The organism is Nocardioides zeae (genome assembly GCF_010686755.1).
GTDB classification, from domain to species: domain Bacteria; phylum Actinomycetota; class Actinomycetes; order Propionibacteriales; family Nocardioidaceae; genus Nocardioides; species Nocardioides zeae.
On sequence record NZ_JAAGXA010000003.1, the window covers coordinates 339,702 to 354,742 of the forward strand.

The 15,041-nt window shown below is 74.9% G+C and carries 17 protein-coding genes; 7 read left to right on the forward strand and 10 right to left on the reverse strand.

From position 1 onward, the window contains the following. Positions 1-19: 19 nt before the first annotated feature. The 4 genes from G3T38_RS06575 (at position 20) to G3T38_RS06590 (ending at position 4,480) form a co-directional block, all read left to right on the forward strand. Positions 20-727, forward strand: a complete 708-nt coding sequence (locus G3T38_RS06575) for a response regulator transcription factor (protein WP_163771287.1) — start codon at positions 20-22, stop codon at positions 725-727. Continuing rightward, positions 724-3,327 (forward strand): DUF4153 domain-containing protein, encoded by a 2,604-nt coding sequence (locus G3T38_RS06580; protein WP_163771288.1) that lies wholly within the window; start codon positions 724-726, stop codon positions 3,325-3,327. Before G3T38_RS06575 ends, G3T38_RS06580 begins: the two co-directional genes overlap by 4 nt. A 42-nt stretch (positions 3,328-3,369) precedes the next feature. Continuing rightward, positions 3,370-4,164 carry an SDR family oxidoreductase gene (locus tag G3T38_RS06585; RefSeq protein WP_163771289.1) on the forward strand — a complete coding sequence of 265 codons (795 nt, stop codon included), beginning with the start codon at positions 3,370-3,372 and terminating at the stop codon, positions 4,162-4,164. A gap of 178 nt (positions 4,165-4,342) precedes the next feature. Further along, entirely contained in the window at positions 4,343-4,480 is a 138-nt protein-coding gene (locus G3T38_RS06590) for a VOC family protein (protein ID WP_460786211.1), read from the forward strand. A gap of 24 nt (positions 4,481-4,504) precedes the next feature. Here G3T38_RS06590 and G3T38_RS06595 read toward each other — a convergent pair whose 3' ends face one another. Together G3T38_RS06595 and G3T38_RS06600 are read right to left on the reverse strand one after the other, a co-directional pair. Continuing rightward, positions 4,505-4,693 (reverse strand): hypothetical protein, encoded by a 189-nt coding sequence (locus tag G3T38_RS06595; RefSeq protein WP_163771290.1) that lies wholly within the window; start codon positions 4,691-4,693, stop codon positions 4,505-4,507. 70 nt (positions 4,694-4,763) lie between these two features. Then, positions 4,764-6,209, reverse strand: a complete 1,446-nt coding sequence (locus G3T38_RS06600) for a DHA2 family efflux MFS transporter permease subunit (RefSeq protein WP_338037497.1) — start codon at positions 6,207-6,209, stop codon at positions 4,764-4,766. Between the two features lie 91 nt (positions 6,210-6,300). Between G3T38_RS06600 and G3T38_RS06605 the strand changes: the two genes are divergently transcribed. Continuing rightward, on the forward strand, positions 6,301-6,918 hold the full coding sequence (locus G3T38_RS06605; protein ID WP_163771292.1) for a TetR/AcrR family transcriptional regulator: 618 nt from the start codon (positions 6,301-6,303) through the stop codon (positions 6,916-6,918). Here G3T38_RS06605 and G3T38_RS06610 read toward each other — a convergent pair. Next, positions 6,887-7,747 (reverse strand): DUF4262 domain-containing protein, encoded by an 861-nt coding sequence (locus tag G3T38_RS06610; RefSeq protein WP_163771293.1) that lies wholly within the window; start codon positions 7,745-7,747, stop codon positions 6,887-6,889. The two genes, G3T38_RS06605 and G3T38_RS06610, sit on opposite strands and share 32 nt — an antisense overlap. Before the next feature lie 101 nt (positions 7,748-7,848). On the opposite strand from G3T38_RS06610, the gene G3T38_RS06615 reads away from it, so the two are divergent. Continuing rightward, positions 7,849-8,340: a hypothetical protein gene (locus tag G3T38_RS06615; protein WP_163771294.1), complete on the forward strand. Its 492-nt coding sequence runs from the start codon at positions 7,849-7,851 to the stop codon at positions 8,338-8,340. Here the strand turns inward: G3T38_RS06615 and G3T38_RS06620 are convergent. From G3T38_RS06620 to G3T38_RS06650, 7 genes are all read right to left on the reverse strand, one after another. After that, positions 8,301-9,515 (reverse strand): MFS transporter, encoded by a 1,215-nt coding sequence (locus G3T38_RS06620; protein ID WP_206675803.1) that lies wholly within the window; start codon positions 9,513-9,515, stop codon positions 8,301-8,303. The genes G3T38_RS06615 and G3T38_RS06620 overlap by 40 nt on opposite strands. A gap of 14 nt (positions 9,516-9,529) precedes the next feature. Beyond that, positions 9,530-11,491, reverse strand: coding sequence for a HelD family protein (locus G3T38_RS06625; protein WP_338037498.1), 1,962 nt, complete (start codon positions 11,489-11,491; stop codon positions 9,530-9,532). Positions 11,492-11,632: 141 nt separating this feature from the next. After that, entirely contained in the window at positions 11,633-12,217 is a 585-nt protein-coding gene (locus G3T38_RS06630; protein ID WP_163771295.1) for a hypothetical protein, read from the reverse strand. Then, a complete protein-coding gene (locus G3T38_RS06635) occupies positions 12,214-12,813 on the reverse strand; it encodes a hypothetical protein (protein ID WP_163771296.1) in 600 nt (199 codons plus the stop codon). The genes G3T38_RS06630 and G3T38_RS06635 overlap by 4 nt, the downstream gene beginning before the upstream one ends. A 34-nt stretch (positions 12,814-12,847) precedes the next feature. After that, complete coding sequence (locus G3T38_RS06640) at positions 12,848-13,378, reverse strand: gamma carbonic anhydrase family protein (protein WP_163771297.1); 531 nt, start codon at positions 13,376-13,378, stop codon at positions 12,848-12,850. Between the two features lie 124 nt (positions 13,379-13,502). Continuing rightward, positions 13,503-13,766 carry a hypothetical protein gene (locus G3T38_RS06645; RefSeq protein ID WP_163771298.1) on the reverse strand — a complete coding sequence of 88 codons (264 nt, stop codon included), beginning with the start codon at positions 13,764-13,766 and terminating at the stop codon, positions 13,503-13,505. Further along, a complete protein-coding gene (locus G3T38_RS06650; RefSeq protein ID WP_163771299.1) occupies positions 13,763-14,053 on the reverse strand; it encodes a hypothetical protein in 291 nt (96 codons plus the stop codon). The genes G3T38_RS06645 and G3T38_RS06650 overlap by 4 nt, the downstream gene beginning before the upstream one ends. A gap of 122 nt (positions 14,054-14,175) precedes the next feature. Between G3T38_RS06650 and G3T38_RS06655 the strand changes: the two genes are divergently transcribed. Further along, positions 14,176-15,041: hypothetical protein (locus G3T38_RS06655; RefSeq protein WP_206675804.1), on the forward strand; the 866-nt coding region annotated here is incomplete at its 3' end.

Genomic DNA, 15,041 nt, shown 5'->3' on the forward strand with positions numbered 1-15,041 from the left:
CGCTCCTAGCCTTCTCGGCATGGCCCACCGCACCCGCTCGGTCCTCGTCGTGGAGGACGACCCCGTCATCAACCAGGCGGTCACGGACCGCCTGACGGCGGAGGGGTACGCCGTCACGCAGGCCTGGGACGGACCCGCCGCCGTGGCGGCGCACGGGGAGCACGCGCCCGACGTGCTCGTGCTCGACGTGATGCTGCCGGGGTTCGACGGGCTGGAGGTGTGCCGTCGCGTCCAGGCGACGCGACCCGTCCCGGTGCTGATGCTCACCGCGCGCGACGACGAGGCGGACGTGCTCGTGGGGCTGGGGGTGGGCGCCGACGACTACCTGACGAAGCCGTTCCGCATGCGCGAGCTGGTGGCGCGCGTCGGGGTGCTGCTGCGCCGCGTGGAGCGGGCGGCGGAGCTCGCGACGGTCCCGACGGCGGCCCGCCCGGTGCTGGAGCTCGGCGACCTGCGGGTCGACGTGGCCGCACGACGCACGTGGCGCGACGGCACCGAGGTGCGCCTGACGCCCACGGAGTTCGACCTGCTCGTCTGCCTCGCCGCCGACCCCGGCACGGTCGTGACCCGCGAGCGGCTGCTCGCCGAGGTGTGGGGGTGGGCGGACGCCGCCGGCACGCGCACGGTCGACAGCCACGTGAAGGGCCTGCGCGCGAAGGTGGGGGCCGACCGGGTGCGCACCGCGCACGGGGTGGGCTACGCCCTGGAGCCCGGGGGCACCTCGTGAGCCGGGAGCCCCTGGCCGGTGTCGGCTCGGTCAAGGTCAAGCTGGGCGTGCTGGTCGCCGCCAGCGTGACGGTGGCGACGCTCGTCGCCTCCCTCGGGCGTGCGGCCTCGGTGCCGCTGTGGCTCAGCCTGCCGGTGACGGTGCTGCTCGCCCTCGCCGTCACCCAGCTGCTGGCGGTCGGCATGACCTCGCCGCTGCGGCAGATGACGGCGGCCGCCCGGCGGATGGCGCGGGGCGACTACACCGCCCGGGTGGCGGACGGCTCCCGCGACGAGGTCGGCGAGCTGGCCCGCGCGTTCAACACGATGGCCGGCGACCTCGGCGACGTCGACCGGCGCCGGCGGGAGCTCGTCGCCACCGTGAGCCACGAGCTGCGGACCCCGCTCGCCGGGCTCCGCGCCGTGCTCGAGAACCTCGTCGACGACGTCGGCGCCCCCACCCCCGAGGCCCGCCACGACGCGCTCGCGACCGCGCTGGGCCAGGCCGAGCGCATGAGTGCCCTGGTCGAGGACCTCCTCGACCTCGCCCGCGTCGACGCGGGTCACGCCCCGCTGCGCCCCGAGTCCGTCGACGTCGGCGACCTCCTCGACGCCTGCGTCGCGGAGGCCGTGACCGCGGCGGGCTCCCGCGGCCGGGGGGTGACGTACGACGTCGACGTCAGCCCCGTCGACCTCACCGTGCGCGCCGATCCCGCGCGCCTGCACCAGCTCGTCGCCAACCTCCTCGACAACGCCGCGCGGCACAGCCCGGCGGGCGGCACCGTGCGCGTCGACGCGGGCCGCGGCCCCGACGGCGGGCTGCGCCTGCAGGTGCACGACGACGGACCGGGAGTCCCGCCGGCCGAGCGCGCCCGCGTCTTCGAGGCGTTCGGCACGGGCTCCGGCGGCGGCACCGGTCTCGGCCTCGCCGTGGCCCGCTGGGTCGCCGACCTCCACGGCGGCGCGATCCGGTTCGTCGATCCCGCCGGTGCGGCCGGCGCCCACGTGCAGGTCGACCTCCCCGCCGATCCCGTCCCGACCCCGTCCCCGTCCCCGACCACCCCGGAGGCCCCCGTGCCCGCACCGCTGCCCCCCGCCGGCCCGACCGGCGCCACGCCCCTCCCCGCGAGGCCGCCCCGACCCGTGCCCGGTCGCGACGTCCCGGTGCGCGTGCCCGGCGTCGTGGACGACCTGGTCGGTGACTTCTGGCCCGACGACGGCGTGCCCGCTCGGCTCGGGGTGCTCCTCGCCTCGCTCGGCGTGGGCCTGCTCGGCGCGGTCGTGCTGCCGTTCCGCGACCACGGCATCGGCGCGGCGCTCGTGCTCCTCGCCGCGGGCGGGGTCGTGCTCGGGGCGGCGAAGCACCGTCGCGATCCCTTCACCCTGACCTGCGCCGCGCTCTGCGCGCTGCTCGCTGCCACGGTCGCGGTGCGCGACGCGGAGTGGATCGCGTTCCTGTGCGCGCTGGCGGGCGCGGCGCTCTGCGTCGTCGGGGTCACCCGGGGCCGCACCCTCCCGGCGTTCGTGCTCGCCGGACTGTCGTGGCCGCTCGCGGGCATCCGGGGCCTGCCGTGGCTGGGCCGCACGACGGCCCGGCTGACGGGTCTCGGGCAGAGCGCCGCGCTGCTGCGGACCGTGGTGCTCTCGGTGCTGGGCCTCGTCGTGTTCGGCGCCCTGCTGACCTCGGCGGACGCGCTCCTCGCGGAGTGGGTGGACGCGCTCCTGCCCGACCTCACGGTCGACACCCTCGTGCTCCGGGCCTTCCTGACGGTGGCGATCGGCGGCGCGGTGCTCGCCGCGGCGTACCTCGCCCTCGACCCCCCGCAGGTCGACCGCGGCCCGCGGCCGGCCCGCCCCGTCGCGCACCGCTTCGAGTGGCTGGCCCCCGTGCTCGTCGTGGTCGGCGTCTTCGGGGCCTTCCTCGTCGCGCAGGCGGCGGTGGTGTTCGGCGGGCACGACTACCTGCGTCGTACGACGGGGCTCACCTACGCCGAGTACGTCCACCAGGGCTTCGGGCAGCTCACCGTCGCCACCGCGCTGACGCTCCTCGTCGTCGGGGTCGCCGCGCGGAAGGCGCCGCGGGAGACGGTCGCCGACCGGGCGTGGCTGCGGGTCACGCTCGGCGCGCTCTGCGTCGAGACCCTCGTGGTGGTGGCCTCGGCGCTGCACCGGATGGACCTCTACCAGGAGGCCTACGGCTACACGCGCCTCCGCCTGCTCGTCGACGTCTTCGAGGGCTGGCTCGGCGTGGTCGTCCTGGCCGTGCTCGTCGGCGGCGTCACCCTGCGGGGGGCCTGGGTGGCACGGTTCGCGCTGCTGAGCGGCGCGGTCGCGCTGCTGGGGCTCGCCGTCGTCAACCCCGACGCCTGGATCGCGGAGCGGAACCTGGAGCGGTACGACGCGACCGGCCGCATCGACTGGTACTACCTCTCCGGCCTGTCCCAGGACGCCGTGCCGGTGCTCGCCGAGCTGCCCGCGACCGAGCGCGCCTGCCTGGCGCCGGGCTGGTCGCCGTCGGACGACGACTGGCTCGAGTGGAACCTGGGCCGGGCCCGGGCTGCCGACGTCATGGGAGCGCAGCCGTGGGTCGCGGAATCCTCGGGCCGCAGCACCTGTTCGTGAGGAGGATCCCCTCCCCACCGACGAACCCCCAAGGAGCACGCCGTGCAGCTGGACCTCTCGGGCCGGACGGCCCTCGTCACCGGATCGAGCCAGGGCATCGGCCTGGCCATCGCCACCGGGCTCGCCCGCGCCGGCGCGCGGGTCGCCGTCAACGGCCGCCGGCCCGAGGCGCTCGCGGAGGCGGCGGCCGCGATCACCACGGCCGTGCCGGGCGCCGACGTGCTGCAGGTGGCGGCAGACCTCGGCACCACGGAGGGCGCGGCGAGCCTGGTGGAGCAGCTCCCCGTCGTGGACGCCGTCGTCAACAACCTCGGGATCTTCGGCGCGATCGACCCGTTCGAGGTCGACGACGCGACGTGGGAGCAGTACTTCCAGGTCAACGTCATGTCGGCCGTGCGGATGCTGCGCGCCTACCTGCCCGGCATGGCCGAGCGCGGCTGGGGCCGGGCCGTCACGATCGCCAGCGACTCGGCCGTCGCGATCCCCGCCGAGATGATCCACTACGGCGTCACGAAGACGGCGCTGCTCGGCGTCACGCGCGGCTTCGCCAAGGCGGTCGCGGGGTCCGGCGTCACCGTCAACACGGTGATCGCCGGCCCCACGCACACGCCGGGCGTCGAGGACTTCGTCGCCGAGATGGTCGGCACCGACGGCCCCTGGGAGGAGCGCCAGCGACGGTTCATGCGCGAGCACCGGCCCGCCTCGCTCGTGCAGCGCCTCCTCGAGCCCGAGGAGATCGCGAACACCGTCGTCTACCTCTGCTCCGACCTCGCGTCCGCGACGACGGGTGCCGCCGTGCGGGCCGACGGCGGGTACGTCGACGCGATCCTGCCCTAGGGCTGCTCGCGCAGCGCCGCGGCCATGCTCCGGAGGCTGCCGAACGCCTCGACCTGCTCGGCCGGGGTCAGCCCGCTCAGCATCCTGACCTCGACGGCGCGGACGGCCGCGGTCGCTTGCGCGAGGCTGTGTCGGCCCGCGGGGGATCGGGGCGGCTATCTGGCTCCACGCCACCGGCGTGCAGGAGATCCACGACGCGCTGGCGGCCGACGGCCACCGGATCGTGAGCGCGCCGATCGACGGTCCGTTCGGGCGGACGTTCACGTTCGCCGACCCCGACGGCTACCACGTGACGCTGCACGACCGCGCGGGGTGACGTGCCGCCGCGGTCACCACGACGTCACTCCGCCCCGTCCTCCAGGCGCTTGGTCTGTCGCGTCGCTCCCCAGATCGCGAGTCCGACGGCGACGGCCACGACCAACGCGATCACCGACCACGCCGGCACGACCTGGTGGGCGGTCACGAGGTAGACGATCAGTCCCACGACGATCGCCCCGCCCACGTTGAACGCGGTCTTCCCCACCTGCACCACCCGTCCTGGTCGCACGCCGCGGCGTCGTCTGCGTCACCCGAGGTGGGCCCTGTATACCCGGACGCACCTAGTCCGACAGGGCCTGCGGCCGCCGCACGAACAACGCCACCACGATCGCGACGGCGGAGATGATCCCGCCCCACAGCAGCGCGGCGTGGACGCCCTCGGCCGTTGCGGCGGCCGTGCCCAGCCCCGCCTCCAGCTCGGCCGCCGAGCGTCGGGTCATGACGGTGATGAACAGCGCCGTACCGGCCGCGCCGGCGACCTGCTGGGCCGTGCCCACGATGGCGCTGCCGTGGGAGTAGAGGTGCTGCGGCAGCGAGCCGAGCGCCGACGTGAGCAGCGGCGTGAACATGAGCGCCAGTCCGATGCTCAGCACGACGTGGATGGCGACGACGACCCCGAGGGCGGTGTCGACGTCGAGCAGCGACATGGCCCAGAGGGCGGCGCTGGCGACGACGGCGCCGGGCACGACGAGGGGCCGCGGCCCGTGGCGGTCGAAGAGCCGTCCCACGACCGGCGCCAGGAGGCCCATGGTCAGGCCGCCCGGCAGGAGCACGAGGCCCGTCTCGAGCGTCGTGCGGCCCAGCACGGTCTGCAGGTAGATCGGCAGCAGGATGAGCGTGCCGAAGAGCGCCATCATGCTGACGGCGACGAGGCCGACGGCGATGCTGAAGGCGGGCGTGCCGAACGCGCGCAGGTCCATGAGCGCCCGCTCGCGCAGCGCCAGCTGGCGGGCGACGAACGCCACGAGACCGATCGCGCCGACGGTCACGGGGATCCACGGCGCCACCGGGATGTGGCCGGCGGCGGACTCGCCGATGCTCGACAGCCCGTAGATGAGGCCCGCGAACGCGACCGCCGACAGCACGACGGAGAGCACGTCGAGGGGCGGACGGCCCGGCGTCGTCACGTTGCGCACCCACACGGCGCCGAGCGCGAGCGAGGTGAGCGCGATGGGCAGCACGATCCAGAACATCCAGCGCCAGCCGAGGTCCTGCAGGATGAGGCCGGAGACCGTCGGGCCGATCGCGGGCGCCACCGAGATGACGATCGAGATCGTGCCCATCATGCGACCGCGGCGCTCGGGCGCCACCGTCGTGAGGATGGTGGTCATCAGCAGCGGCATCATGATCGCCGTACCGACCGCCTGCACGACGCGACCCGTCACGAGCAGGCCGAAACCGGGTGAGACCGCCGCGAGCAGCGTGCCGAGCGAGAACGTCGTCATCGCCACGAGGAACACGGTGCGCACGTGGAAGCGCTGCAGCAGCCAGCCCGTGAGCGGGATGACGACGGCCATCGTCAGCAGGAAGGCCGAGGTCAGCCACTGGGCGCGGGCGGCGGAGATCTCGAGGTCCGTCATCAGCTGCGGCAGGGCGACGCCCATGATCGTCTCGTTGAGGATCACGACGAAGGCGGAGACGACGAGCAGCGGCACGACGCCGCGGGGCAGGGCGGGAGCGGCGGTCTCGGTGGCGGTCTCGGTGGGGCGGGTCTGTTCGGTGGTCACACGGGTCCTTTCTCGACCCGAGCATTGTGGCAGTGACTGCCAACTAGACACGAACTGACGAGCGTCTAGCATGGGAACCCGAGGAGGCCGGATGACCACGACGCTGCGCGACCGCCGTCGCCGCCAGACCGAGCAGGACATCTGCGCGGCCGCGCTGGCGCTCTTCGAGCAGCACGGCGTCGCGGGGTGCACCTCCGACGACATCGCCGCCGCGGCCGGGGTCTCGTCGCGCACCTTCTACCGGTACGCCGTGACGAAGGAGCGCGCCGCCCTCCTCGTGCAGGCGGACATCGAGGACGCGTTCGAGGCCGGCGTCGCGGCGCTGCGGCCCACGGAACCGCTCCTCCCCCAGCTCGAGTCGCTGTGGACCGAGGTGCTGCGCCGCCACGAGAACGGCCGGAGCGCCTCGGGTCGCCAGCTCCGCTCGCTCTACCGGCTGCTGCGCACCGAGCCGACCCTGCGGGCAGCCGCCGTCGCGGTCGACGACGAGCGGCGGGCCGGGTTCACCGCGCTCCTCGCGGAGCTCACCGGCGCCGCGCCCTCCGACCCGACGCCCCGGGTGCTCGTGGAGGTCACGACCGCCGTCGTGCGGGCCGCGCTCGACCGGTGGTCCGAGGCGATGGACGACCCCGCGACGTACGGCGAGCCGGACCTCGTGACGCTCTACGGCGAGGCCGTCACCGCGTTCCGGGCGATGACGCAGCCCTGACCCAGGCGTCGCCGGGCTCGTCCCGGGTCGCCTCGTGCTCGTCGGGCAGGTCGAGGAGCGGGGCGATCGTCGGGTCGAGCTCGACGAGCCGGCCCAGCACGGCGGCCCGCACCTCGGTGTCCCAGTCGTGGCCGCCCTCGCCGCACACGAACGACCACCCGCCGTCCTCCCGGAAGGCGTAGCGCGCCGGCCGCTCGGCCCGCTGCACGTGGAGGCAGACGTGGGCGACCGTGTCGTAGGGCAGGCCGGGGGCCACCTCCCGCTCGTACGGCGCGAGCTCGAGCCGCGGCAGGCGCGCGACGTCGGGCACGGCGCTGAGCACGCTGCCCGGCACGGGCGGGCCGTAGCGCTCCGTCGTCTCCCACGGCCAGTGCCGGTCGCCGTCCATGAGGTGCACCTGCGTGACCCCGACAGGCGCCGGCCAGCCCTGGGCCCGCGCCACCGTGTCGGCCATCGTCACGTGCTCCGCGGCCACCACCGGCGGCACGGGGGCGGCCACCGCGTCGTACCGACCCGTCGCGTCGGCCGCGAAGACCGCCGGCGTGTCGAGGCGGACGTGCCCGTCGCGCACGCGGAAGGCGAGGTCGTTGAGGAGCGCGTACGCCGTCTCCTGGCTCTCCATGACGGCGAGCAGCTCGGGGTGGCCCGGGCGCCCCGGATGGCGCAGGCCCGCGAGCCCGACGGTGTAGGCGAACGACGGCCCGTCCTCGCCGCCGGCGACCGCGATGACGGCGTGGCCGTGCATCCGTGCCTGGCCGGCGAGCTCCGCGACCAGCTCGTCGCCCTCGATGCCGCTCGCCCCGGGGGTGCTGTGGGCGCTGTGGTCCATGCGGCCATCCTCGGGCATCGGGCGGCGCGACCCCGCATCACGAAACGTCGGTTTCGCGATATCGCCCTCACCCGAACGTGGTTCGCCCTAGGCTCCCGCCCATGACCACCTCCCCCGTCCCCGCCGCGCGCGCCACGCGCCGTACGGTCGTGCGCACCGCCGCGTGGGCCGTGCCCGCGGTCAGCGTCGTCGCCGCCGCCCCCGCCTTCGCCGCGTCGGGAGGGACGAGCCGGTTCGTGGTGCAGCAGACGCGGTACTTCATCCAGGGGGAGCCGGTGCCGGCCGAGTACCGCCTGGACGTGACCGTCACCGGGCCACCGATCACCAACGCGCGCATCGTCTGGACGCCGCGCACGTCGACGAGCCAGACGTTCGGCGACTACTCGTCGAACCTGGTGCACGACGGGACCGGCGACTTCTACAGCGAGCCGACCTCGTTCATCCTGACCGGCACCTCGTTCTGGTTCGAGGACGGCCTCAACGACAGCGCCGACGGCTCGTGCACGCTGCAGCTGCTCGACGGCACCACGGTGCTGGAGACCCTCCCCGTCGTCTACGACTCGTCGCTCACGCCGACGTTCCCGCCGCTCTGACCCGCCGGCCTGACCCGCCCCGCCCGGTGCGACAGCACCGCGGCGAGGAGGCCTGCAGCGAGCGGGATGAGCAGGGCGACGCGGAGGCTCGCGACGTCCGACAACGCCCCGACGGCCGGTGAGGTGACGAGGAACCCGATCCGCATCAGCCAGCCGAGCAGCGCGATGCCGGTGCCGGCGGGCAGCCCCGGCACGCGGTCGGCGGCGGCGAAGGCGGCCGGCACGAGGGTCGCGCTGCCGAAGCCCATGAGGGCGAAGCCGACGAAGGCGACCGGGTACGGCGCGGGCAGCATCGCCAGCGCCATCCCGGCCGCGATGAGCAGCCCCCCGCTGCGGGCGACGGCCTCGCGACCCCAGCGGTCGGTCATCGGGTCGCCGACGAGCCGGCCCACGAACTGGCTGACGAGCACGACGGTGAGCGCGAGGGCGGCGATGCCGACGGGGGCGCCGGCCTCGGTGCCGAGGTAGAGCACGGCCCAGTTGTTGGAGACGTCCTCGACGAGCGTGCCGCAGATCGCGAGCACGACGAGCGGGAGGACGAGCCGCAGGGCCGTCCACCGGCCGGCCGGGGGCGCGGGGGTGTCGGCGAGCTCGTCGGCGAGGGGAGCGGCGGCGGGCGGCAGCACGGCGAGCCAGGCGCCGAGCACGGCGACGAGGGTCCAGACGATGCCGTTGACGATCATCTGGGTGCCGATCGCGAGGTCCTGGGCCGCCGCGAACGCGCCGATGACGCCGCCCGTAGCCGCGCCCAGGCTCCAGATCGCGTGGAGCGAGTTGATGATCGAGCGGCCCGCCCACCGCTCGACGGCGACGCCCTGCACGTTCTGCGCCGCGTCGACCACGGCGTCGAGGATCCCGCCGAGCGCGAGCGCCGCGACGAGCACGAGCACGCTCGGGTGGAAGCCCGCCACGGCCATCGCCGCCGCCAGCACGCCCGACCCGACGGCCGTCACCATCGGAGCCCCGAAGCGACGCACCACGGGGGCCGCCACCGCGGCGGCGGCGACCGCGCCGGCCGGGAAGGCGACGACGACGAGACCGAACGCCGTGTTGGACAGGTCGAGGGCGGCCTTGATCTCGGGGTAGCGCGGCAGCAGCGCGCTGTAGAGCACCCCGTTGGTGAAGAACATGAGGGCGACGCCCAGGCGGGCGCGACCGGGCGTGGCGGCAGGCACCGGTCGAACCTAGGTCATCGCCGGGCGCCGCCGGTGAGCACCACGAGCTCCCGGGTCGCGCGGGTCATGGCGACGTACCGGTCGACGGCGCCGGCGATCCCGTCGCCCCAGGCGTCCGGGGCGACGAGCACGACGAGGTCGAACTCCAGGCCCTTAGCGAGCACCGGGTCGAGCACCCGCACGCGCCCGGACCGGACGACGGCGTCGGGCAGCGGCGGTACGGCACCCGCCCGCCCCACCACGCACGCCGTGCCCTCGTCGTGCTCGGCCAGCCAGGCGGTCAGCACGTCGGCGAGCTCACCGGTGGAACCGTGCCGCACGGGGCGTCCACCGCGCCGGACCGCGAGGGGCACGTTGGCGTCGGGCAGCGCCGTACGGATCACGGGGGCGGCCGCGGCCATGACCTCCTCCGGGACGCGGTAGCCGACGGTGAGGGTGGCGACGCGGGCCTGGTCGGCGCCCACGCGCCGGAGCCGCTCGCCCCACGGCTCGGGGAAGCCACGGCGGCTCTGGGCGCGGTCGCCGACGACGGTGACGCTGCGGGACGGGCAGCGCTGGAGCACCATCTGCCACTCGGCGTCCGTGAGCTCCTGCGCCTCGTCGACGACGACGTGCGCGAACGGCCCGGCGCGGTGGTCGGGGTCGGGCTCGGGCAGGCCGCCGAGGTCGACGAGCTGGTCGCGCAGGTCGTCGTGGCGCAGCATCGTCACGAGCCCGACGCCCTCGTCGGGGTCGGCGCCCGCCTCGAGGAGCCGGTCGACCACCCCGGAGATGCGCTCCCGCTCGACCTCCTCGGCGTCCTCCCGCTGCCGTCGCCGGCGCGGTGCCGCCGGGTGGCGGCGGAGCTCGCGGCGCAGCACCTCCCGGGGCACCTCGTCGACCTGGTCCACGAGGATCTCGACCAGCGCGTCCCGCACGTCGTCGCGGGCCTCGTTGTGCGGCGTACCGGCATCCGCGGCCCCGAACGCCTCCGCCCAGTCGCGCGCACCGATCCAGAGGTCGGCCCACGACGTCTCGACGAGCAGGCTCGCGGTGGGCGGCTCCTCGTAGAGCGCCACCGCCGGCTCGACGGCCCCCACCATCGTCGCGGTGCCCTTGAGCCGGGCGACCTCGAGATCCGTCTCCTCGACCGCGGTCGCGCCCTCCGGCATGAGGTCGCGGAGCGTGCACGTGCGCACGCTCTCCTCGCCGAGGCTGGGGAGCACATCGGCGACGTAGGCCAGGTAGGGCCGGTGCGGCCCGACGAACAGCACGCCGCCGCGGCCCTCGCCGAGGCGCGGGTCGGCGTGGAGGAGGTACGCCGCGCGATGGAGCGCGACGACCGTCTTGCCGGTGCCGGGACCGCCGTCGACGACGAGCGCGCCGCGGGAACCGGCCCGCACGATGGCGTCCTGGTCGGCCTGGATCGTGCCGAGCACGTCCTGCATCCGGCCCGAGCGGCCCTCGGCCAGGCTCGCGAGGAACGCGGAGTCGTCGTCGAGGGCGAGCGGCGTCTCGTCGCCCGGGGCGAGCCTCTCGTCCCAGAAGTCCGTGACGTACCCGTTGGTCCAGCGGTAGCGCCGGCGACTGCGGAGGCCGCGCGGGTCGGCGGGAGTGGCGGCGAAGAACGGCTCCGCGGCGGGCGAGCGCCAGTCGACGAGCAGGCGCCGGCCGTCGGGGGCGCTGAGGCCGAGGCGCCCGACGTACACCGGGTCGCCGTCCGCCGGCACCATCCGGCCGAGGCAGAGGTCGAGGCTGAACCGGCGCAGCAGGCGGAGCCGGGTCGACAGGTGGCGCACCAGCTGGTCGCGCTCCAGCGCCTCCTGTCCCTGCGCGACCCCCGCGCGGCGGGCCGTGTCGAGCTGGGTCTCGAGGTCGGCGACGGCCGCGGCGATGCTGGTGGCGACCATGGCGAAGTGGCGTTCGTCGGCGGCGGTGAGGGCAGGCGTCGCCTTGGCGGCGAGGGCGGCGGGGAGGGTGAAGACAGGGGTCGGCACAGGGCTCCGTTCCGGCGGGGAGAGGGTGGCTCGGAGGCGAGCGAGCCGGGATTCTGCCGGGCGAGGAGGGTCTTGCCGCAAGCCCCGGGGTGGGGCTACACCTTGGAGCAGAGGGCGGCCCACGGGCCGCCCTCGCGTGCGTCAGCCCGCCGCCGGCTCCTCGTCGCCGTAGCGCCACGCACGCGCCCAGCCCGCGCCGATGAGCGCGAGCGTGCCGCCTCCGACGAGGGTCCAACCGACAGCGGTCCACGGCGTCGAACCCCACGAGGCCGCGACGACGAGGGTGACGGTGCCCGCGGCGTACAGGACCGCTGCGACGATGAGCAGGAGCGACGTACGGCGACGGCGCAGCGCACTGCGCTCCTCGGGGGTCGGGCGGACCTCGGCGCCCCGCTCGGCCAGGACGGCGAGGACGTGGGCCGCGGTGCGGCGGTTGGAGCGCGCGGCATAGGCACAGGTGAGGGCGACAGCGAGGGCGACCGGAGCCGCCCGCCCCTGGCCGGCGACGAGGGCGGCACCCGTGCCGAGGGTCGCGAAGACCGTCATCACGAGAAGCATGACGAAGAAGAAGCTCCGCCGGTAGGCGACGGTCTCGGCCCAGGCGTCGCCCGGGGCCTGGGCGAGAAGACGGTGGCGGCCGGCCTCGCCCTGGAAACGACGGTCCTGGCGGGCCCAGCTGAGTGGCAACGCGATCCAGAGGACGGCCTGGAGCAGGAGCGACGTCACGCGGGCTCCTCGTCGCCGTAGCGCCAGCTGCCCGCCCAGGCTGCGCCGAGCAGCAGGCAGAAGGAGAGGAGCAGGAGCGCTCCCATGGCAGCCCACAGCACCGCGTGGTCCCACCGCTCCGCCGCCCAGCCGGCGAGGAAAGCGCCACCGAATGCAACCCCTGACGCGATCAGGATCTGGGCGGACCGACGGCGGCCGCGCCTGCTGACCTCGCGGGTCGCGATGTCCTCGCGCTCATCGAGCACGGCGAGGACGTGCCCGCGGACCTTGGCGCGGGACGCGCCGGCCGCGATGCCGAGCAGGAAAAGGGGCGACAGCACGGCGAGTCCTGCCCACCCCCACCTGAGGATGACGGACGCGACGTACCCGATCAGGCCCGCGAGAGCCGCCACCCGCAGCACTGCGCGGCGTCGGCGGGAACGACGGGTGGGCGCACCGAACTGGTAGGCGTCGAGGACGTTGCGTGCCGCCATCGGGTCGAGCGCGAGCAGACGCTCGCGTCCCTCGTCGCCGCTCCACTTGCGGTCGTTGACCATCTGCGCGACAGGGAGCACCGACGCGTACACCGCTATGGGCCACATCGCGCCCAGATCCATCGCCACCCTCTACCCCCGTCGGCGGATGGCGAACCTAGTCGATCCGCTTCACCGTCGCGCGGTGGTGGCGGGCGAGCTCGACGTACTGCCGCGCGTTCCGCTCCAGGATCCCCGCCGCCGTGCTCCCCGGCTCGATCGGGCCGACGACCTTCGCGGGTGCGCCCTTCACGAGGCTGCCGTCGGGGACCTGGGTGCCGGGCGTCACGAGCGAGCCCGCCGCGACGAGCACGCCGGAGCCGATGACGGCGCCGTCGAGCACGGTCGAGCCGTTGCCGATGAGGCTGCCGTCGCCGACCTCGAGGCAGTGGACGATGCAGCCGTGGGCGACGGTGCTGCCCGAGCCGATCCGCAGGTGGCTGGCCGTGACCAGGTGGAGCACCGACCCGTCCTGCACGTTCGAGCCCTCGCCGATCGTGATGGTGCCGACGTCGCCGCGGACGACCGCGCCGTACCAGACGCTCGCGCCCGCACCCAGGCGCACGTCGCCGACGATCGTGGCGGTCTCCGCGACCCACGCGTCGGGGTGGATGGTCGGGGCGACGCCGTCCAGCTCGAAGAGAGGCATGCGGTCACCCTAGGCCGCGACGCTGGGACCAGCGGTCGCCGTACCGCCGCTCGCGCCGGCTCAACCCGCGGTGCTCGCCCTCCACGCCGACACCGTACGACGCGGCCCGGTCGCGCGCTGCCGATCAGAGCGCGACGACCCAGTCACCCAGGAACGCGTTGAGCAGCACGGCGCCCGCGATCCCGCAGACCACCCCCGTGGCGACGTGCCGGATCCATCCGACCCGGCTGAGGCGGGCGACGACCAGCGCGGCCACCGTGACGGCGATGAGACCCGCGACGAGCGTGCCCGACCCTGCCCCGCGCAGCGACAGCGCTGCCGCCATGACGACCATCCCGTACGCGCCCAGCAGCACGCCGGCGAGGCTGGAGGGACCGAACCAGCTCATACGCTGCCACCGCCCAGGACGGTGCCGAGAGCGAGGGCCGGGGCAGCGAGGACGAAGACGCTGACGACCGCCCCCAGGCCCGCCGCCAGCCCGACCCCCACCGAGCGGGCGAGCGGTCCCCGGCGCGGACGGGAGAGCAGGACGCTCGCCGTGATCGCCGCCACGACGAGCACGAGGTACGGCCCCGCGATCCCGACGATCGCGAACGGCCACCAGGCGAGGAGCGCGACGGTCGGCATCGCCGCCATGATCACCGTGACCACCGGCCAGCGGATCGGCCCGTCCATCACCCCTCCTTTGAACACGTTCAAAACCGTGGAACGAAGATATCCCACCCCCTGGCTGGCCCGCGGCCGAACCTGGGGAAACGCGGTGGCGGCGCGCGCGAAGCGGGCGTAGAATCGCACACATGTTCGATCACCTTTCGTCTCGCGGTCTGTTGGACGCAGCCGCGGAGGCGGTGCGCGCCCGCCGGTTGGCGGAGGTGCGTGACCTGGAGGTGATCGCTGCGTGGGCGGCGGTCCACTCGGGCGAGTCGACCGGTCTCGTGCGCCGGATGAACCCGCTGGTCAGTGTGGGTGGGGAGGGTACGCCGCGGGTGCAGGACCACGCCTTGGGTGAGATCGCCCTCGCGCGGAGCTCAGGCGTGGCGGCCACGATCAACGCGCTGGCCGACGTGCTGGACCTGCAGCACCGTCTCCCGTTGACGTGGCGGGTGGTGCGGCAGGGGACGGCGGAGGTGTACGTCGCGCGGAAGGTCGCCCGGATGTCGCGGCACCTGCCGGTTTCGGTGGTCGGGGTCGTCGACGTCGCGGTGGCACGGATGATCGCCACCGAAGCACCCGGGCGGGTGCTGACCGTGGCCGAGGGCAAGGTGATCGAGGCCGACCCTGCCCTGCACGAGCAGCGGGTGGAGGAGGAGAGGCGCCGCCGCTACGTGGGGCTCGGCCGGAGCGACGAGTTCGGGCTGCGCACGCTGATCGCCCGGTTGGATGCGGGGGATGCCGCGTGGGTGCAGGCCACCGTGGCCCGGGTCGCGGAGATCATCGCCCCGGGCCATCCGGACGCGACCGCCGATGAGGTCCGCGCGATCGCCCTGGGTTACCTCGCCCGGCCCGCCGAGCTCGTGGCGCTCCTCGTCGAGCATGAAGCGACCGCGAGCCAGTCCGAGACTGGAGCCGAGCCGGAGCCGGTCACCGACGACGAACCCCTCGAGCCCTCACGCGCCACGGCGCTCCCCACAGACGTCCTGGCCGGGCTGCAGCGCACCGACCT

Excerpts from the sequence above, each read along its gene's own strand:
- G3T38_RS06640 (WP_163771297.1), bottom strand. The coding sequence starts at position 13,378 with ATGCCTCTCTTCGAGCTGGACGGCGTCGCCCCGACCATCCACCCCGAC.
- G3T38_RS06575 (WP_163771287.1), top strand. The coding sequence starts at position 20 with ATGGCCCACCGCACCCGCTCGGTCCTCGTCGTGGAGGACGACCCCGTC.
- G3T38_RS06605 (WP_163771292.1), top strand. The coding sequence starts at position 6,301 with ATGACCACGACGCTGCGCGACCGCCGTCGCCGCCAGACCGAGCAGGAC.
- G3T38_RS06635 (WP_163771296.1), bottom strand. The coding sequence starts at position 12,813 with ATGGATCTGGGCGCGATGTGGCCCATAGCGGTGTACGCGTCGGTGCTC.
- G3T38_RS06615 (WP_163771294.1), top strand. The coding sequence starts at position 7,849 with ATGACCACCTCCCCCGTCCCCGCCGCGCGCGCCACGCGCCGTACGGTC.
- G3T38_RS06650 (WP_163771299.1), bottom strand. The coding sequence starts at position 14,053 with ATGGACGGGCCGATCCGCTGGCCGGTGGTCACGGTGATCATGGCGGCG.
- G3T38_RS06610 (WP_163771293.1), bottom strand. The coding sequence starts at position 7,747 with ATGGACCACAGCGCCCACAGCACCCCCGGGGCGAGCGGCATCGAGGGC.
- G3T38_RS06645 (WP_163771298.1), bottom strand. The coding sequence starts at position 13,766 with ATGAGCTGGTTCGGTCCCTCCAGCCTCGCCGGCGTGCTGCTGGGCGCG.